At 45.5% G+C, this 17,882-nt stretch carries 18 protein-coding genes; 10 read left to right on the plus strand and 8 right to left on the minus strand.

Annotated features, from left to right (window positions below; translation table 11 throughout):
- The first annotated feature begins 416 nt into the window (after positions 1-416).
- Genes S2091_RS02195 through S2091_RS02205 form a run of 3 tightly spaced genes read left to right on the plus strand, consistent with a single transcriptional unit; the run spans position 417 to position 2,744 of the window.
- Positions 417-1,337 carry an ABC transporter ATP-binding protein gene (locus tag S2091_RS02195; protein WP_105530115.1) on the plus strand — a complete coding sequence of 307 codons (921 nt, stop codon included), beginning with the start codon at positions 417-419 and terminating at the stop codon, positions 1,335-1,337.
- Between the two features lie 25 nt (positions 1,338-1,362).
- Positions 1,363-2,430 carry an ABC transporter permease gene (locus S2091_RS02200; protein WP_105530116.1) on the plus strand — a complete coding sequence of 356 codons (1,068 nt, stop codon included), beginning with the start codon at positions 1,363-1,365 and terminating at the stop codon, positions 2,428-2,430.
- 56 nt (positions 2,431-2,486) lie between these two features.
- Positions 2,487-2,744, plus strand: coding sequence for a hypothetical protein (locus tag S2091_RS02205; protein ID WP_105530117.1), 258 nt, complete (start codon positions 2,487-2,489; stop codon positions 2,742-2,744).
- 43 nt (positions 2,745-2,787) lie between these two features.
- Here the strand turns inward: S2091_RS02205 and S2091_RS02210 are convergent, their stop codons facing one another.
- Positions 2,788-3,765: a GlxA family transcriptional regulator gene (locus S2091_RS02210; RefSeq protein WP_105530118.1), complete on the minus strand. Its 978-nt coding sequence runs from the start codon at positions 3,763-3,765 to the stop codon at positions 2,788-2,790.
- A 97-nt stretch (positions 3,766-3,862) separates the two neighbouring features.
- On the opposite strand from S2091_RS02210, the gene S2091_RS02215 reads away from it, so the two are divergent.
- A complete protein-coding gene (locus tag S2091_RS02215; RefSeq protein ID WP_105530119.1) occupies positions 3,863-4,315 on the plus strand; it encodes a tautomerase family protein in 453 nt (150 codons plus the stop codon).
- A gap of 72 nt (positions 4,316-4,387) precedes the next feature.
- Here S2091_RS02215 and S2091_RS02220 read toward each other — a convergent pair whose 3' ends face one another.
- The 5 genes from S2091_RS02220 to lptF all read right to left on the minus strand — a co-directional run bounded on the left by S2091_RS02220 (position 4,388) and on the right by lptF (position 8,277).
- Positions 4,388-5,233, minus strand: coding sequence for an alpha/beta hydrolase (locus tag S2091_RS02220; RefSeq protein ID WP_165794885.1), 846 nt, complete (start codon positions 5,231-5,233; stop codon positions 4,388-4,390).
- Between the two features lie 95 nt (positions 5,234-5,328).
- Positions 5,329-5,583, minus strand: a complete 255-nt coding sequence (locus tag S2091_RS02225; protein WP_105530121.1) for a YciI family protein — start codon at positions 5,581-5,583, stop codon at positions 5,329-5,331.
- A gap of 8 nt (positions 5,584-5,591) precedes the next feature.
- Positions 5,592-5,990, minus strand: coding sequence for a sirohydrochlorin chelatase (locus tag S2091_RS02230; protein ID WP_105530122.1), 399 nt, complete (start codon positions 5,988-5,990; stop codon positions 5,592-5,594).
- Positions 5,990-7,126 carry an LPS export ABC transporter permease LptG gene (gene lptG / locus S2091_RS02235; protein WP_105530206.1) on the minus strand — a complete coding sequence of 379 codons (1,137 nt, stop codon included), beginning with the start codon at positions 7,124-7,126 and terminating at the stop codon, positions 5,990-5,992. Before lptG ends, S2091_RS02230 begins: the two co-directional genes overlap by 1 nt.
- Positions 7,126-8,277 carry an LPS export ABC transporter permease LptF gene (lptF, locus tag S2091_RS02240; protein ID WP_105530123.1) on the minus strand — a complete coding sequence of 384 codons (1,152 nt, stop codon included), beginning with the start codon at positions 8,275-8,277 and terminating at the stop codon, positions 7,126-7,128. Before lptF ends, lptG begins: the two co-directional genes overlap by 1 nt.
- Positions 8,278-8,326: 49 nt before the next feature.
- Here lptF and S2091_RS02245 point away from each other — a divergent pair, with 49 nt between their 5' ends.
- The 5 genes from S2091_RS02245 to S2091_RS02265 all read left to right on the plus strand — a co-directional run bounded on the left by S2091_RS02245 (position 8,327) and on the right by S2091_RS02265 (position 13,986).
- A complete protein-coding gene (locus tag S2091_RS02245; RefSeq protein WP_105530124.1) occupies positions 8,327-9,856 on the plus strand; it encodes a leucyl aminopeptidase in 1,530 nt (509 codons plus the stop codon).
- A 432-nt stretch (positions 9,857-10,288) separates the two neighbouring features.
- Positions 10,289-12,055 carry a methyl-accepting chemotaxis protein gene (locus S2091_RS02250; protein WP_105530125.1) on the plus strand — a complete coding sequence of 589 codons (1,767 nt, stop codon included), beginning with the start codon at positions 10,289-10,291 and terminating at the stop codon, positions 12,053-12,055.
- Positions 12,056-12,140: 85 nt separating this feature from the next.
- Entirely contained in the window at positions 12,141-12,488 is a 348-nt protein-coding gene (locus tag S2091_RS02255; protein WP_105530126.1) for an energy transducer TonB, read from the plus strand.
- Positions 12,489-12,635: 147 nt separating this feature from the next.
- Positions 12,636-13,400: an exodeoxyribonuclease III gene (xth, locus tag S2091_RS02260; protein WP_105530127.1), complete on the plus strand. Its 765-nt coding sequence runs from the start codon at positions 12,636-12,638 to the stop codon at positions 13,398-13,400.
- Between the two features lie 37 nt (positions 13,401-13,437).
- The gene (locus S2091_RS02265; RefSeq protein WP_105530128.1) at positions 13,438-13,986 is read left to right on the plus strand and encodes a hypothetical protein; all 549 of its coding nucleotides are present in this window, start codon (positions 13,438-13,440) and stop codon (positions 13,984-13,986) included.
- A gap of 20 nt (positions 13,987-14,006) precedes the next feature.
- On the opposite strand, the gene sodC is transcribed toward S2091_RS02265, so the two are convergent.
- Together sodC and S2091_RS02275 are read right to left on the minus strand one after the other, a co-directional pair.
- Positions 14,007-14,543 carry a superoxide dismutase [Cu-Zn] SodC gene (gene sodC / locus S2091_RS02270; RefSeq protein ID WP_279337027.1) on the minus strand — a complete coding sequence of 179 codons (537 nt, stop codon included), beginning with the start codon at positions 14,541-14,543 and terminating at the stop codon, positions 14,007-14,009.
- 37 nt (positions 14,544-14,580) lie between these two features.
- Complete coding sequence (locus tag S2091_RS02275; RefSeq protein WP_105530129.1) at positions 14,581-16,551, minus strand: polysaccharide biosynthesis protein; 1,971 nt, start codon at positions 16,549-16,551, stop codon at positions 14,581-14,583.
- 273 nt (positions 16,552-16,824) lie between these two features.
- On the opposite strand from S2091_RS02275, the gene pstS reads away from it, so the two are divergent.
- Entirely contained in the window at positions 16,825-17,871 is a 1,047-nt protein-coding gene (gene pstS, locus S2091_RS02280; RefSeq protein ID WP_105530130.1) for a phosphate ABC transporter substrate-binding protein PstS, read from the plus strand.
- Positions 17,872-17,882: the final 11 nt, after the last annotated feature.

Below are 17,882 nucleotides of genomic sequence, written 5' to 3' on the forward strand. Positions count from 1 at the left end.
GTGTTTTATGAATAGAACTCCTGCATTACCCTTATATTCGTGTCAATAAGCAACACATCAACATAACAAGATGGACACTTTTCGGCCAGAGTAACGTTATTAGTCTAGGATAAAATTTATGCATAGTTGCAGTGTTTTTTAGGCTCAAAAGGGCTGACATTGCTCTTGCTGCCCACATAAAAGTGGGAAATCGACCGCGCTGTATTTCCTCCGCGCATTATCAAGCTCCTTACTCAGCTATGCAAATGCCCTAAATAGGGTATAGACAAGCAAAAATAATCAATTTACGATTTCAAACAATATAAATTTGTAATCCATTCAATGAACAAACTCGCATAAACAAATAGTGTCAAAAGCTGGTGAGTTTCAGCAACACGACCAGGTTCATTCTGATTCCCCCTCACAAGAGATAAATAATGGCAGCATTAGCGATTGAAGCAACCGGATTGCAAAAACGGTTTGGTGACGTGCATGCGGTTCGTGGCTTAGATTTGCAGGTGAAAAGTGGCGAGGTGTTTGGTCTATTGGGGCCAAATGGCGCCGGAAAGACGACTAGCCTGGAAATGCTGGAAGGTCTGGTGCAACCAGATGCAGGGGAAATTCGCATTCTCGGTTTGGACTGGCGTAAACAAGGCGCTGCGATCCGTAACCGGATTGGGGTGCAGTTTCAGAGCACTCAGTTGGATGACAAAGTCAAAGTCCGTGAAGCGCTTGAAATGTTTGGCTGCTATTACGCCAAGTCGCGCAAGCCTGCTGACTTACTGCGCCTGTTGCAATTAGAAGACAAGGCTGAAGTTTATCAAAGCAAATTAAGTGGTGGTCAACGTCAACGACTGGCACTGGGTCTGGCTTTGGTGAATGAGCCTGAACTGGTCTTCCTCGATGAACCAACCACCGGGCTGGACCCTCAAGCGCGGCAAGGCCTTTGGGACTTGGTACGCCAGTTAAAAAGCGAAGGCCGTACCGTACTTTTGACGACACATTATATGGATGAGGCCGAAGCTTTATGTGACCGTATCGGCATCATGGATCACGGTCAGATACTGCAATTGGGAACTCCGCGTGAACTGATTGCCAGCCTGAATCAACCAAGTTACGCCGAGATTGAATTCCAAGGCTCTGTGCCGAATGTACAACCATTTGCCGAACGTCTTGGAATGCACGTGGAAGTTAAAGCTCAGCATTGGGCAGTACCGTTGACTGACCCTAAGCGCGATCTGCAACAATTATTGAGCTGTGTCGAAGCGCTAGACCTGCCTATGCAACAACTCCACGTACGTCGCGCCAGCCTGGAAGATGTTTTCTTACAGCGCACTGGACGTAGCTTGCGCGATTAAAAATTGATAACAGGAGCAATAACTCATGTACTCACGTATTTTTTTCAATCAGTTATTAATGGGTCTCAAAATCTATTTGCGCGTTCCTTCCGCCATGTTTTGGATGATCGCTTTTCCTATCGTCATGCTAATGGGGATGGGGACAATATTCGGCGGATCATCCAATTCCGGCATCAAGCTGGTTTGGTCACAAACGGCAGCAGACTCGAGCGAAGATGTATCGCTACGACACGCACTTGCTGAACTCGGTTTGACATTAGAAATGCTAACGCCCACACAAGCAGAAGAGCGCTGGAAAGAAGGAAAATTACCAGCGCTATTAGAACGTCAGGGCGAGCGCTATAGCATGCGCGTCAACTCCTACTTAAGTGGACAAGGAATGCCGGTTGTCTCCTTAGTGCAGCAGGGATTTTTAATGGTGCAGGCACGCGCGCTCGGCACAGTTGAACTAACACGCATACCCGTAGTAATGTCCAGCCCGGGCGGCCACCACGACGGCCCCTATGCCGCCTATTTATTGCCGGGACTACTTGGGTTAAATCTGTTAATGATGGGCGTATTTTCTACCGGAATGGTAGATGTGACGCTACGAGAAAAAGGCGGCTACAAACGCCTCGCGACTACACCGCTACCACGTCATATCTACCTCGCAGCCCAACTTGGAGTGCGCTTAACTGTCGTGATCGCTGCCGCCGCAATGCTCATGTTAGTGGGTGCGCTGGTTTTCGGAATTACCAATCAGGGCAGCTATTTGAGTTTGCTGGTATTGCTAGTATTAGGTTCAGCCTGCTTCACCAGCATGGGTTATTTATTGGCCAGTTTTGCACGTAATGTTGATGTGTATAGCGGCTTCTCAAACATGGTATTTCTTCCACTGATGCTGTTATCAGGCGTCTATTTTTCATTAGATTCCGCACCGGTTTGGTTGCAACGTGGCGCAGATATTTTGCCGCTAACACCGCTACTAAAAGCGCTGCGAGCAGTTTTCAACGACGGCGCCAGCCTGACCAGTCTGGGTTCGTCACTAGCCATTCTTGCCGGCTGGACGTTACTTCTTTTTGTTTTGGCGAGTAAACGATTTAGGTGGGTTTAATCTCAGGCTATACGTGAGCAAAAACCACTTCGCAGTTCAATAAAAAAGGAAATTTTATGATCGAATATTTCATCACATTACTACTGTCTTTTTCAATGACAGCAAGCGATGCAGTAAGTACGGTTAAAGATGGATTGAATCACTCTGCGGTCATCGCGAGCGATTTGAAAAAAGTGGTTAAGCTAAATCCATTCGCTGACTTTAATAAAGACGTCGACACACAGTCAACCGTGAACATAAATAGTAATACCCCGAAAAAAGACAATACAATGTCCGGGCTGGCGCGTGCTCAGATCAAGAAACAGCAGAAATAATTACAACTTTGCGACCATTCCGTAGTGACCTCATCCTGACGAATCAGTCAGACACTGCCGGTCGAAACTGCCTTGGCGTTGCGCCCATCGCCTTGCGCATTAAGCGCCTGAGCGCGGTTGTATCAGCATAACCTACCCGCTCAGCTACCTGCTCAACCGTCAATTTACTTGTTTCAAGCAGCACCCGCGCTTTGCTGAGTCGCACGCTTTGCAACAAGGCTGAAGTACTACGTCCGGTCGCTGCCCGCACATGACGTGAGAGAGTACGGTCAGACATACTGAATTCAGCAGCGAGAACAGAAACGCTGGGCGGATTAGGTAATGATAATTCGAAACGCGTCACCAACCTGGCGATCAGTTCATTACCATCAGCGAACATGGCAGGAGCAATGAATTGCGCCTGAGATTGTCTTCCATCAATCAACAATGCACGCGACACGGCATCGGAGAGCGCAGGGCTGAATCTGGTGCGCAAAAGATGTAGCATCAAATCGGTCTGGGCAAATGCGGCACCGGCAGTCACAACTGCTCCATCGCTAATTACCATCCGGTCAGCATCGACCATGCAGCGCGGTTCCATTCTCTGTAATAGTGGCGCCAGCCACCACGACGTGGTGACTTTTCGCCCGACTAAAAGACCCGTAGACTGAAGCAGAAAGACGGCTGAACACGACGCAGCAACCGTCCCACCAGCTCGCGCATGACCTTGCAGTGCTTTCATCGCAAGAAGTACCTCCGGCTGCGTAAAGAGCTGCATTATTGCGCGTGGGTTATCAACGCCTAGCCCTGGTATCACCCAGACAGAGCCATCAGAGCGGATCGTTTTTGGCAGCGCTTTAGCTTCAATTTTCAGGCCATTACTGAGCTGAACATCACCTCCCTCTGCTGAGTACACGCACCAGCGCGGTTTGGCACAACCTACACGTTCGGCTAACGACGCTGCGGCCGATAAAATATCTAGAGTCAGCGCCACACTTGACGCAAAAGAGCCTGGCAGAACCAAAACAGTGAAATCAATCATTGGCTGAAATAGCTTTAAATATGTCAAAACAGACGCTGTGATTTTGAGTCAGATCACGTTTTAATACAAGCTCCAATTAATTAATAGAAAGCTGACCATGCCCAACATCCTCGTCAAAATTCCGAAGGGTTCTTTTCCTCCTGAGCACCGCACGGCATTGGTACGACGGCTCAATGATGCCGCTGCTTCTTCCGAACAAATTCCTGATGAACCTAAAAAACGGTTTATGTGTTGGATCATTATTGACGAGGTTGAGCCAGGTTCATGGACTTGTGGCGCGCTCGACATGACTGAGCAGATTATCCCCTGCATTGCCATGATTTATCTGCCAGCGGGAGTGCTGGACGATGCGGCACGGGCACTCTATGTGGCGCGAGTTCACGAAGCATTTAAACAGTCCTTACCAACGAGCGAGCAACGGCAGCTAGCGACTTCCGTTGTGCTGCACGACGTGACTGATGGCACTTGGGGCGGTAACGGCATTATCTGGAGATTGCCTGAGTTTGCGCAAGCTGCCGGCTTCATGCATCTGCAAGCACTGATCAACTGACGCAACTCAAACAGTAGCGAGCCGCAAGTAGAGGCTTGCGATCGAATCATGTAAAAGGCACGCAGCAGATTATTAATCTAGAGAAGAGCTGCTATCACACGCATATTGCTTACCATCGGTAGCCGATGGACGAAGGAAGGTTTCAATTGCGTGAGTGATTTTACTCTTCAATGCCGGGCTACCGTCATCTTGCATATCATTGTGATGTGCGCCGTTTATTTTCACGATACAAGTGCCAAATTGCAGCGCTTCATCTTCAGTCGGAAGAACACCCTCATCGGCGCTAAAGTCACTAGCGCGTATCGACAGTACGCGCGGCGCAACACCACGTGGCAGTGGCACGCGCCGATTATCCAAAGTGATGATCGCGGAAGCGAATGTGCTGGATTCCTTGATCAGCCATGCTGAAATATCGCCACCGTTGGAATGACCGACTAGTATTGGATGCTGCCAGTCAAACCCAGCGTACGTGGAACTCAAATAGTGTTGAACAAAACGAATATTTTGCGCACCGCGTTGCCAGTTGGGTGTGCGATTTTTATAAATATCACCATCACTAGTTAATGGTGCATCGCCAGGTAGTTGATGCTGAATGCTGACCACTAAATATCCAAGCCCGGTCAACGATTCTGCGATGAACGAATATGCCAGATTACTTACACCATATCCAGCACTCACCAAAGCAACCGGACAGCGCTGTGTAGGCGTGCAAGATTCTTTATGCGCTGGAAAATAGAGTTGAATTGGGATGGTGCGCGCATGATCAGTCAGCGTCATTGTCGATTGCTCTGAAGGCCGTGAATTAAACGCCGATACGCAACTCGACATTAACAATAAAAATACGCATAGCAATCGGGAACCGTGAATTGTACTTTTTCCACGGTATTGAATTCGTTCAAGATATTTTTCTACGAACATATGTGTTTACTTTTTTTGAGGGGCGATGAGATATTTCAACTGCACCTAAGGCATTTTTGAAAATGAGCATTCATTCACACAGCAAACAAATTCAATTACGTTGCATTCCATTCGTAAACGGTAACGTCGGAGGAATTCGTGGTATGCACCGGATCACTGAAGGCCACGGCTCTAGCCTCGTCAAGATTTGCAGCCTTAATTAAATAAGCCCCGCCAGATTTATCGGAAAACGGGCCGGCTAATTCAAGTTTCCCCTGCTGTCTCAAGCGGTCTAAAAATGCATAGTGCGCGTCAATGACGGAAGTTTGAAATTGCGGGGTTCGGATGGTCATCACTAAATAACGTTGCATTATTTCCCTTACAGTGATTTGAATAGGTTCGCAACGCAAACTTCGGCAATCGCCATTAATACTCGTTCATTTTCACCAATCGCTGTCGCTAGATTAAATTGAATCTGTGGATATTGTGCTTCAAGTTGCGTCATTAATTGCGGCAAATCGCGGCGCACATGGCCGCCCTGCCCTAAAAATATCGGTACCACGGTAATAGCCTGGCAGTGTTGCGCTGCCAATTGCGCGACCAATTCCGGTAGCGTTGGCGACATTAGCTCTAAAAAAGCCTGATGAATATGTACCGATGAGGAAACGCTCGCAGCAATTAATTGCTGCAAGCGCGCCAATGGTTCAGCCCAGCGCGGATCACGTGCACCATGCGCAAATAAAATCAGCGCCTGGTGCTGATTTTGCGGCGCGCTCATTAGTTATTTTCCACCCACCACAACGCCATCATGGCCGCGGCCAGGAATAACAGGCTAGGCAATACGGCGGTAACGAAAGGCGGCCACGTATGCAGTAAGCCAATATGGGCGAAGACATTATTCAATAAATAAAATCCAACGCCGATCATAATTCCGGTAAAAATTTTCAAACTTACGCCACCGGATCGGAAATGCAAATACGCAAACGGCAAAGCCAGTGCCATCATGACTAAAACAGCGAATGGGTAAATAACTTTCTTCCAAAATGCGATTTCAAATTTTTCTGCACTTTGTTTGTTATCGACTAAATGTTTTGAATACAGTTTTAAGTCGTAAGCCGACATGCGGTCAGTATCGTTATCCGCTGAAGAAGCTAATAAAATCGCAGGGGTAATTTCGGAGATTAAATCAACGTGGTCCAACTCTTTCACTTCTACCGGCGTCATTTCCGTGTCGTTTAACGACAATGGAAAATAGGTTTCTTCCGCATGGCTCAAGCGCCAAACTGAACCGCCTTGATACTCAGCAGTTGCAGCAGTCACTTTCTTAATTAAACGAAATTGTGTGTCGAGATCATAAAAATCAATTCCAATTAATTTACCGCTAGGGTCAACGATATTCACATTTAAAAACCGCGAGCCAATTACTTCTCCGGTTAAGCCTCCAGTGCGAATTAAATCCTTAGTCCATAAACCCGATTGAAAATCTTGTTTATGCGAGCTAGGCATAACACTAATTTTATAGCGCTCGGCCATTTTGAACGTATAAGGAGCAAACAATTCACCGAATACAAAAGTGACTACGACAAACGCCAAGCCAATTTTAAGCAGCATTTTAATCGCTTGGAATGTCGAAAAACCCGACACACGCATAATGGTGAATTCTGAGCGCGAGGCAAATTGCGCCATCACAAAAATCGTTCCGATCAACGCTGCCAACGGCATGTATTCATACACATTGCCTGGAATGCCAAGAAACACGTAGTACAAGGCATTGGCTAAGGTATAACCACCGATTCCGACACTTTTAACTTCATTGACGATATCAAAAAACGCCAGTAAAGCGACAAACGCCAGTAACACAAATAGCACTGAACGGGAAATTTCACGGGCAAAATATTTTTCTAAGGTATTCATCATGACGCGCTTCCTTGCGCACTTTGAGGCACTTGGCAAGCAGGCTTTTTCCGCACTAGCTGCGCCCATATTTGCAGTGGGTGATACCGACTATTTACATTCAAGCGCCAGACAAACAACACGGTAATCAGTAACAAGCAGGCCAAATGTATCGGCCACCAAGACAAGAACAAAGAGAACTTGGATTGTTTAACCCAAGCTTGCGATACCAGCACCATGTTGTAGTAAAAAACACACAAAAATAGAGCTAGCAGGAAGTTGGCCGAACGCCCGGAACGCGGATTCACGTAGCCCAACGGTACCGCTAGCACCATGAGTAAAACACCCATAATTGGCAAGGAAATTCGCCACAATAATTCGCCCATATTGATCGGATTTTGATCGGCCCACAATTCGGACATTGACAATGCTTCGGCTTTTTTCTCGGTAATTAACGCTTTCGTGTCGCTATCAACCAACACGCCGTAGCGATCAAACTGCATCATTTGAAAATCGGTTTGATTAGGTGCGCCGTCATAGCGCCGTCCTTGATGCATTATCAAAAATTTATCGCCGAATTTATCAAGCACAATCTCGCCTTCTTTTGCGATGACTACGCTATGGCGACCATTTTGTATCGTATTGACAAAAATATTTCTTACTTTAGATAAATCGCCAGCTACGCCTTCGACAAAAAACACCCGTTCCCGTGACGCAGATTCCTGAAATTTGCCGGGAGATACCCGGGCAATATCGGAGCGTTGCTCGAACCGATCGGTATATTCCACGCTGTGCTGATTAGCCCACGGCGTAACAAAGAAAGACATGAGCGCAGTCAAGACGAAAAGCGGTGCAGCAAAACGTAAAATCGGCACGATCCAATTCGTTAAGCTCACCCCGGAGGCAAACCACACCACCATTTCCGAGTCTTGATAGCTGCGTGTTACCACCATCAACACCGAAATAAAACCCGTTAATACAATAATAATGGGGAGCAAATTGAGTGCAGCAAACCCAATCAGGGTAAATACATCATCAGAATCGACCTTGCCGCTGGCGGCCATACCGAGAATCTTAATCGGTCGAACGGTGATTGCGATGGTGAAGAGAATAGTAAACACAGCACCGGCTGTGCTGGCCAACTCACGTTGAAGAGCGCGCTTAAAAATCATGGAAGGGGCTATAATGGCGAATTGTCTAAGTATAAAAGAGGAGAAACACGTGGACTTTAGCACAAAACCCCTAGCCGCAAATAGTAACTTCTCAAGCAGTAAAACTGCTTGCATCGTAGTAGGTATTTATGAGAATAAAAAATTAAGTCCTGAAGCGGAAGCACTCAATTCCCAAGGCGCTATCAGCGCTGCCTTAAAATCAGGCGATATAACCGGCAAAGTAGGCAGTACTTTAGTGTTACGCAATTTGGCTGGTGTCGCCGCTGAACGGGTCGTTTTAGTCGGTCTGGGCAGCGCTCCTGCAGCAAAAGCCGTCACCACATTAAATAACGCTACGTTCACCAAGGTGGCACAAGCTACAGCGCAATGTCTGGCTAGCCTGTCTGCCGCTGATGCGCTCATCACACTCACATTACACGCTGAAAATTTAAATGCCGCGATTCGTAGCCTGGTATTGGCTTTGCGCGCTTCTGCTTACCGTTGTGATGGATTAAAAAGCAAGCCTGAAGTGATTACTACCGGCGTCGCCAAGGTCGCTTTTTCAATACAGAGTAAAGATCAAGCCAGCGCAAAAACCAGCTTAACGCAGAGCATTGCACTCGCCAACGGTATCGCACTGACCAAGCAATTAGCTGATTTACCAGGCAATTTTTGCACACCGACTTATTTAGCGAATACGGCAAAAAAAATCGCTGCAGAATTTAACGCCGCTACATTTAAAATCAGCACTGAAATCTTAGACCGCAAACAATGCCAGGCATTAAAGATGGGCAGCTTTTTGTCCGTTACCAACGGCAGTGACGAACCGCCAAAATTCATCGTGTTAAAACACATGGGTGGCAAAGCTAAAGATGCTCCAGTGGTGTTAGTCGGCAAAGGTATTACCTTTGATTCCGGCGGAATTTCATTAAAAGCTGGCGCAGGCATGGATGAAATGAAATACGACATGGGCGGCGCTGCTTCCGTCTTGGGTACAATGCGCGCAATTGCTGAATTAAAGCTCAAACTCAATGTTATTGCAGTGATTCCATCGTGCGAAAACATGCCAAATGGCCGCGCTACCAAGCCAGGTGATATCGTTACTTCCATGTCTGGTCAGACTATTGAAATATTGAATACTGATGCTGAAGGCCGTTTAGTTTTATGTGACGCATTAACTTACGTTGAACGCTTCAAACCGGCTGCCGTCGTGGATGTTGCTACGTTAACGGGTGCTTGCATTACTTCATTAGGTCATCATAACTCTGGCTTATTTACTCGCCATGACGCAGTGCATGATGATTTAGCCAATGAATTATTAGCTGCTGGCGTAGATACCGGCGACACCGCTTGGCGCATGCCGATTGGTGAGGCTTATAACGAGCAATTAAAGTCTAATTTCGCTGACGTTGCGAATATTGGTGGACCAGCCGGAGGCAGTATTACTGCTGCGTGCTTCCTGGAACGCTTTACTAAACAATATACTTGGGCGCATTTGGATATTGCAGGTACTGCATGGAAATCAGGCGCAGCTAAAGGTGCAACTGGCCGTCCTGTCTCATTATTAACAACATTCTTGATTAACCGCGCCAGCGCTTAGTTTCGAACCGTTCGAGCCTTTCGAACTTGCATAAGGTCCACGCAAGTTCGAAAGGTTGTTGCTGTTTTAGCTCTTCCCGCAGCAAATAATCTTTTGCTAGTACCACCTCAGTTACTATTTAATCATTATTCCTCCAACACCCCTGGCAATCTTTGCCAGATTTCAACGCATCTAAAATTATTATTTTATTCACTATTTCAATGGTGGCGCCATTTCTAGATTGAAATTATATTTTTGCGCTCTAAGATGAAATCTAGCTTTAATTTTTAAATCCGAAAACGTTCAAGCGACATTCAAACTTATTGTTTCAACACACTTAATATGCTTCCACCCACTCAAATTACTGCAACGGTCATTACCTAGCGCTTATCCAAAAAGCAATGCAGCGTTGCTGAGATAAGAAATTTAATTTTTTTGCATCGACATAAGAATATGAATCTTTCAAAAATTAAAGTAGGGAAGCGCTTAGGTTTAGGTTTTGCGTTAGTGCTCGCATTTTTGATCGTGGTGACCATGCTGGGTATTACCCGCATGTCACAAATTCAAGACCGGCTGGATAAAATAGTCACCGTGAGTAATGTTGAAACACGATTAATTATTGATATGCGCGCCATCGTCTATGACCGCATGGTTTCACTGCGCAACCTGACGCTGCTCAATGATATTGACGATATGGGCCCCGACCTAGCCAAGATCAAAGAACAATCGGATAAATATGCAGCAGCCGAAGCCAAATTAGCGAAAATGTTTGAGGATGAAAGTAGTACAACTGCTGAAGAGAAAAGCATGTTGGGCAAGCTCAAAGACCAAGCAACTGCTGCGGCACCTTTGCCGGCTAAAGCGCAGGAACTTGGCCTGGCCAATAACCCCGAAGTTGCCACCATTACTTTAATTAAAAAACTGCGTCCCATACAAAAAAAATGGCTTGATACGTTGGACGATATGACCACGCTTGAGGACAAATTAAATGCAGGTGTAGCGCATGAAGCCAACTCTGCATTTAGCACTGCTCGGACATTGATGTTGTTGTTAGGCGGCTTGGCGCTAATCACTGGCGTTGCAGCGGCCGTCATTATTACCCGCAGCTTGTTAAAACAACTCGGCGGTGAACCGGATTATGCCAGTCAGATTGCCAGCCAAATTGCCGCCGGTGATTTGGCTGCGATGATAGAAACCAAACCCGGAGATGAAACCAGCCTGATTGCCGAAATGAAAACCATGCGTGACAGTCTGGTCAACATTGTTGGTCAAGTCAGGGTCAGAACCGACACGATTGCGACCGCCTCAAGTGAAATTGCGATGGGCAACCTGGACTTGTCTTCACGCACAGAACAACAAGCCAGCTCATTAGAAAAAACCTCTTCTGCAATGAAAGAATTAACCAAAACCGTCAAACTCAATGCCGATAATGCCCGCGAAGCGAATCAATTAGCCTTATCTGCATCGGAAGTAGCGCGTCATGGTGGCACAGTCGTGGCGCAGGTTGTTGACACGATGAGCGCAATTAATGAATCGGCCAAGAAAATTGAAGACATTATTAGCGTCATTGATGGCATTGCATTCCAAACCAATATTTTGGCGCTAAACGCGGCAGTTGAAGCGGCACGCGCTGGCGAACAAGGGCGTGGTTTTGCCGTTGTTGCGTCAGAAGTGCGCAATTTAGCGCAACGCAGCGCAGTCGCTGCCAAAGAGATTAAAGGATTAATCACCACATCCGTAGAAAAAGTGGGCGTTGGTACCAAGCTAGTCGGCCAGGCTGGCGTGACGATTAATCAGATTGTCGCCAGCGTCAAACAGGTCAACGACATCATTGCTGAAATCAGTCACGCAAGCCAAGATCAAAGCGCGGATATTGAGGGGATAAATCACTCGGTCATTGATATGGATGGAATGACTCAGCAAAATGCAGCACTGGTTGAACAAGCGGCAGCGGCTGCGCAAAGTTTGCAAGATCAAGCAGCGGAATTAGCTAAGGTCGTGAGCATTTTCAAACTCACCACGAATGCGCCACTCAATTTTGCAAAAAAAACAGCCCCATCGGCAGCGCGCCCCGAAGTAAAACTAACGCAAGTTAAGGCTAAATCACCAGTAGCTGAAATTAAAAGTGCGGCTAAAAGTTCAATTAAGTCATTGCCAGCCGCTAAATCTACTGCCAAGAAAAACGCTGCCGTTGATGGTAATGATTGGGAAGAGTTTTAAACGCTGGAAACAATCGGCACGAATAAAGTTGCAAGTGCTGGATCAGTTACAGCCGGAATTGAGATGCATAAAATAGGGGATTTGTATGAAAACCCGTTTATCCAACATAGCCGCCCTAGCCGCCACTTTGTATGTATGTGTCGCCGCCTTTGGAGCTGAAGTCGCTCCCGTATTAGACAGTAAATCCTGCGATCCCCCCAAGTACCCTAAAGCGGCGTTAATGAATGAAGAGACCGGCACAGTTTCATTACTCTTTTTGGTTGCCGCAGATGGAAAAGTGGTTGATTCAAAAGTAGAAAAATCAAGTGGCAGTAAAAGCCTGGATAAAGCCGCATTGACGGCCTTTAGTCAGTGCAAGTTCAAACCAGGCACCAAAGATGGCAAGCCGGATCAACTCTGGGCTAAAGTTGAGTTTGTCTGGAAGTTAGACTGACTTAATAAAGACGATAGTTGTAACATGAGCTTAGTAACTTAAAGGCGCAGTTTCAGATTGCGCCTTTTTTTATTTATTGTCCTGCGTATAATGACGTCACAAGTAAAAATCATTAAAACCCGTATCAACAAACTAGATTAATCAACTATGAAATTAGCCTGCTGGAATGTCAACTCATTAAAAGTCCGTTTGCCACAGGTATTGCAATGGCTTCAAGACAACCCGATTGACGTACTTTGTCTGCAAGAAACCAAGCTGACCGACGATAAATTTCCAACGACTGACATTGAAGCTGCTGGTTATCATGTCGTGTTTAGTGGTCAAAAAACCTATAACGGGGTCGCGATTTTATCGCGCCATCCGATCTCTGATGTGGTGAAAAACAATCCTCTGTTTGACGATGAGCAGCAGCGGTTATTAACCGTGACGATCCAAGGCATGCGTATCATCTGCGCTTATATTCCGAATGGGCAAGCGCCGGATTCAGATAAATATCAATACAAATTAAAGTGGTTAGCTGCGCTGCAAAACTGGCTGATTGAGCAGCAAAAAACGTATCCAGAACTCGCGCTACTGGGTGACTTTAATATTGCACCCGAAGACCGCGATGTGCATGATCCAGCTGCGTGGGAAGGACAAAATTTAGTTTCAGAACCAGAACGGGCAGCGTTTCAAGCAATGATAGCGTTACCTTTAGTTGATTCTTATCGCCTTTTTGAACAAGCTGATAAAAGTTTTAGCTGGTGGGATTATCGCGCCTTAGGTTTTCGCTTAAACAAAGGGATGCGCATTGATCATATTTTACTTTCAACACCGTTAGCCGCACGTTGCCAAAGCTGTGTTATTGATCGTGCACCACGTAAATGGGAGCAACCTTCTGATCATGCGCCCGTCATTGCCACCTTAGCCTGATCTTCGACTAATTGCCCACACGTCAGCCAACCGTAAGATGAAGTTTTCTCCTACTGCCATCTGTATTACCGTGCTATTGCATTGCGTGCTGTATCTTAGCGCCACGACGAATTTTTTTCATCACGATGCACGCAAATCACCCTATGTCATCGTCAGCGTAGCGCTGCCTATCACCACGCCCAATATACTACGCCCGCATGAGGAAAACACGCCCGATTTGAGCGAGTTGATTGCAACTCCTGAAAGTCTCATTAATACAGAAGATACGGAGCCACCAATAGATGAAGATCGCTATTATTTGCCCCAAGAATTAAGCCAGCCAGTGCATGTACTGCAAGATGACACGGCAGGATTGACTACGCCAATCCGGCAAGTCGTGGTCATGGCGCTTTACATCAACGAAGGAGGCACAGTTGATGATGTAGTTATTGAGAGAAAAGGGCTGTTAACCGACGAGGAAGAAGGTGAATTAAAAAGCGCCTTTAAAACATTAATCTTTCTTCCCGGGATGCGGGGTGAAAAAGTTGTAAAGGCGCTTTATCGGATTCAATTGGAAATCAACCGTAAAATTATCATTCACCGTTAATATTCTAATGAGAAACTAGGTTAATTTACTAAGCCACATGCAATACGCACACCGCCGCCACCCAATTTAGCTGGGTGGTCACTATGATTATCGCCACCGGCATGCACCATCAACGCCAAGCCATGCACCTGACTTAAATCCTTAATACGCGGAGCTAACACAGGTATCGTTGCAGTACCATCTGCAGCCACATACAGGCTGGGCAAATCACCTAAATGGCCTTGTCCATAGGGGCCTTCATGTTTCAACGTATGCTCAGGATCCCAATGCCCGCCGGCGGCACCCGCAACCATAACGACACTGTCAGTGGTGGTATTACCGCAATTGGATTTTTCATGCAAATGGAAGCCATGCATTCCTGCTGGTAGATTCTTCAAGTTAGGCGTGAACAACACGCCATAAGGCGTCTCAGTCAGCATCACACTGCCAACAGCAGTCACTTTACCTGCTGCATCAACTTCATTCATGATTATTTCAGTTGCCAAGGCGGAGGCACTAACCATGGTAATAAGCAATGCGCTGCTTAATTTAAACATCATGCGGCTGTTACTTTTCATCTCAGCTCCTTATTTAGTTACATTAAATAAAACCATACTAGTGCAATTTTCGATCATTTACATGCTTGCCATTTTCATAAAGTGGCCGCTTCTTTTCTTCATGCCAAATCATATCTTCAATGCCGCATTGCGGTTGATATTCCTTGACCGCTTCCAGCAATAATTCACGCACTTTTTCATAAGCAAAATTTCGGCATGCAATATCCAATTTATCCAACAGAACTTGCAAAACAGGCCAGGCGATCATGCTTTCTTCCGCGCGCATAATCAGAGGGTGTTCAGTGCCATCAACATTATCTCCGATGAGTAACTCCTCGAATAATTTTTCACCAGGGCGCAACCCTACATGTTGAATTTCAATGGCGTTACTCTCACTACTTTCAGAGGTCAATGACAAGCCACTTAAGTGCACCATACGCTCAGCTAAATCTAAAATCTTGACTGGCTCGCCCATATCCAACACAAACACATCTCCGCCAGCCCCCATGGAACCAGCTTGCAACACCAACTGAGCGGCCTCTGGAATGGTCATAAAATATCGGGTGATATCAGGATGCGTTAAGGTAATCGGTCCACCAGCCATAATTTGCTGGCGAAACAAGGGTACAACAGAACCGGAAGAACCAAGCACATTCCCAAACCGTACCATACAAAAACGGGTGTTTGATTTTTGAGTCACTGCGATTTGATCAACGGTTTTTTGCGCGCTGAGTCCCTGCAAAACTAATTCCGCCAACCGTTTAGTCGCTCCCATTACATTGGTCGGACGCACGGCTTTATCTGTTGATATCAACACAAAATTAGCGACACCAGCATGCATCGAGGCTTTGGCTATGCTGAGAGTTCCGAACACATTATTACGTATGCCTTCAATTGGATTTTGCTCAACCAATGGAACATGTTTAAAAGCAGCGGCATGATAGACCGTTTGAACATTAAAAGTGCTTAAGATTTGTTGGCATTTCTCAGTTTCTAACACGGAGACTAAAAATGGCATGATTTGCGTTGATAAAGCATGGCTTGTTTTTAAACTCGCCAATTCTTTTTCTATCGTATAGAGCGCAAATTCAGAGGTATCTAACAAAATTAACCGGGTCGGTTTTTGCAATAAAATTTGTCGGCATAATTCTGAGCCAATCGAGCCGCCCGCACCACTCACCAACACTATTTTATCAGCAATACAAGCCGCTATTAATGCGTGATTTGGCTCAACGGAATCTCGTCCAAGTAAATCTTCAATCTCAATTTCACGCAGATCTTTAACTGTTAGTTCACCATTTAACAAATCACGAATCGGCGGAGTTATTCGCACTTTAACCCGCAATTTTTCTAAGCGATTTAAAATTACCGATTGTGTTTTTTTAGGGGTGGACGGCATTACTAAATGAATTTCCTGAACCCGATTTTTAGCAATCAATTCTGGCAAATCAGTGGAAGGATAAACGCGTATCCCAGCTATCGTCGCACCTTGCAATTCTTTTTTATCATCAATCAAAAACATGGGTATGTAGTCATGACTGGCATTAAAAGCCGTTGCGATGTGTGCTCCCGTATGCCCTGCTCCGTAGATAGCTACGCGAATCGCGTTGTCATTATTACTAAGCTGCAGCAAATAAGCGCGTGCCATAAACCGACTCGCCAACATATACATCACCGCGCTAATGCCAAATATTCCAAATACGGCACGCGATAAAATTCCCACATGCAAAAAAACTGCCAGCGCCAACAATACAAATACAGTAAGGGTTACGCCATAGACCACAACAAACACTATTTTTTGATCCACAAACCGAATTACCGCGCGATATAACCCCAAACGAATAAAAATGGGAATCGCAATTAATGGCGCGGCGATGATTAGCACCCCAAATTGCTTAATCAACAAATAATCAACAACATCAAACCGCATCCACAGCGCGGTTAAAAACATGAATGGCAAGAAAAATAGATCTGCACTGACAGCAATGCATTGTTTTTGGAATCGGGTTAACGATAAAAATCGGGTCATAATTTTATTTCTCAGTTGCAACAAATAACGTGAGTGAGTTCATCGCCCGATAGAAACGTAACGTGGACGGCTGATAAAACTGCATTTTAACAATGGATTCTTTTAAATTTCATTTAATTTATGTAAAACAATCATTTAGTTAGAAAAAATGCGATTGTCTGTGGCACTCCTTAAAATATTGCCCTATATCATCATAGTGTCATAATTTTGCGATAGTGTTGCCCAGTCGAACTTCATACCAGACTTTCCTTCTTATTTTTGTTAGCAATTATTATGTTTAGTTTAAAAAAAATCATCCTCGGACTACTTGTTATAAGTATCCAGCATGTCAGTTTAGCTGATCCAATTAACGGCGCAGGTTCTTCTGCAGCTCAGCCTTTGTACACGAAATGGGCGACCGCTTATGCGCAAAAAACCGGATTGGACGTAGCGTATGAGGCGATCGGCTCTTCCGCTGGTATCAAAAAAATTAAAGGTAAATTAATTGATTTTGGTGCTAGTGATGTGGCCCTTACCGCTGATGATTTACAACAAAGCCAAATGATTCAATTTCCAAGTGCTATCTCTGGCGTTGTACCTGTTGTTAATTTAATAGGTATTAAGCCAGGTGAGCTTAAATTAAATGGAGAAACTTTGGCAGGTATTTTCTCCCATCAAATCACTAAATGGAATGATGCGGCGATTGCGGCATTAAATCCCGGCTTAACCCTACCAAAAGCAGCCATTATCGTGGTGACCCGCGTCGATGGCTCTGGTACTACTTACAATTTCAGTGATTATTTAAGTCGCGTTAGCCCTGACTGGAAAACCCGCTTTGGCTGTAATTTTTTAATTAAATGGCCAACTGAAACGCAACAAGTTAAAGGCAGTAGTGGCATTGTGGCGCTGATTAAACAAACACCCAACACTATTTCTTACATCGATTACAACTATGTGGTGCAAGAAAAGCTCAGCTATGTACAACTTCAAAATGCGGACGGAAATTTTGTTACGCCGAAGCCCGCCAATTTTGAATCCGCATTAAACCATAGCACTTGGAAAACGCAAGCCAATTTCAATGAAATGTTGACTGATAAAGCCGGTCCGACTAGCTGGCCAATTACCATGGGGACCTTCATTATCATGCCGAAGGTGACACAAAATAATAGCAAAACTATTGCTGCACTTAAGTTTTTCTCATGGGGCTTTATGCAAGGCGATCATTATGTGAATAGCTTGGATTTCGTGCATTTACCAGATTCTATCCAAGCCAAAATTTTTAAACAAATGACGTCGATTACCGATACTTTCGGTAATCATTTAAATTGGTCACCGATGTAAGTTACTAGTGA

The organism is Solimicrobium silvestre, assembly GCF_002976435.1.
GTDB classification, from domain to species: Bacteria; Pseudomonadota; Gammaproteobacteria; order Burkholderiales; family Burkholderiaceae_D; genus Solimicrobium; species Solimicrobium silvestre.

Coding starts and splice junctions, on each gene's coding strand:
- S2091_RS02195 (WP_105530115.1), top strand. CDS start 417: ATGGCAGCATTAGCGATTGAAGCAACCGGATTGCAAAAACGGTTTGGT.
- S2091_RS02200 (WP_105530116.1), top strand. CDS start 1,363: ATGTACTCACGTATTTTTTTCAATCAGTTATTAATGGGTCTCAAAATC.
- S2091_RS02205 (WP_105530117.1), top strand. CDS start 2,487: ATGATCGAATATTTCATCACATTACTACTGTCTTTTTCAATGACAGCA.
- S2091_RS02210 (WP_105530118.1), bottom strand. CDS start 3,765: ATGATTGATTTCACTGTTTTGGTTCTGCCAGGCTCTTTTGCGTCAAGT.
- S2091_RS02215 (WP_105530119.1), top strand. CDS start 3,863: ATGCCCAACATCCTCGTCAAAATTCCGAAGGGTTCTTTTCCTCCTGAG.
- S2091_RS02220 (WP_165794885.1), bottom strand. CDS start 5,233: ATGTTCGTAGAAAAATATCTTGAACGAATTCAATACCGTGGAAAAAGT.
- S2091_RS02225 (WP_105530121.1), bottom strand. CDS start 5,583: ATGCAACGTTATTTAGTGATGACCATCCGAACCCCGCAATTTCAAACT.
- S2091_RS02230 (WP_105530122.1), bottom strand. CDS start 5,990: ATGAGCGCGCCGCAAAATCAGCACCAGGCGCTGATTTTATTTGCGCAT.
- lptG (WP_105530206.1), bottom strand. CDS start 7,126: ATGAATACCTTAGAAAAATATTTTGCCCGTGAAATTTCCCGTTCAGTG.
- lptF (WP_105530123.1), bottom strand. CDS start 8,277: ATGATTTTTAAGCGCGCTCTTCAACGTGAGTTGGCCAGCACAGCCGGT.
- S2091_RS02250 (WP_105530125.1), top strand. CDS start 10,289: ATGAATCTTTCAAAAATTAAAGTAGGGAAGCGCTTAGGTTTAGGTTTT.
- S2091_RS02255 (WP_105530126.1), top strand. CDS start 12,141: ATGAAAACCCGTTTATCCAACATAGCCGCCCTAGCCGCCACTTTGTAT.
- xth (WP_105530127.1), top strand. CDS start 12,636: ATGAAATTAGCCTGCTGGAATGTCAACTCATTAAAAGTCCGTTTGCCA.
- S2091_RS02265 (WP_105530128.1), top strand. CDS start 13,438: ATGAAGTTTTCTCCTACTGCCATCTGTATTACCGTGCTATTGCATTGC.
- sodC (WP_279337027.1), bottom strand. CDS start 14,543: ATGAAAAGTAACAGCCGCATGATGTTTAAATTAAGCAGCGCATTGCTT.
- S2091_RS02275 (WP_105530129.1), bottom strand. CDS start 16,551: ATGACCCGATTTTTATCGTTAACCCGATTCCAAAAACAATGCATTGCT.
- pstS (WP_105530130.1), top strand. CDS start 16,825: ATGTTTAGTTTAAAAAAAATCATCCTCGGACTACTTGTTATAAGTATC.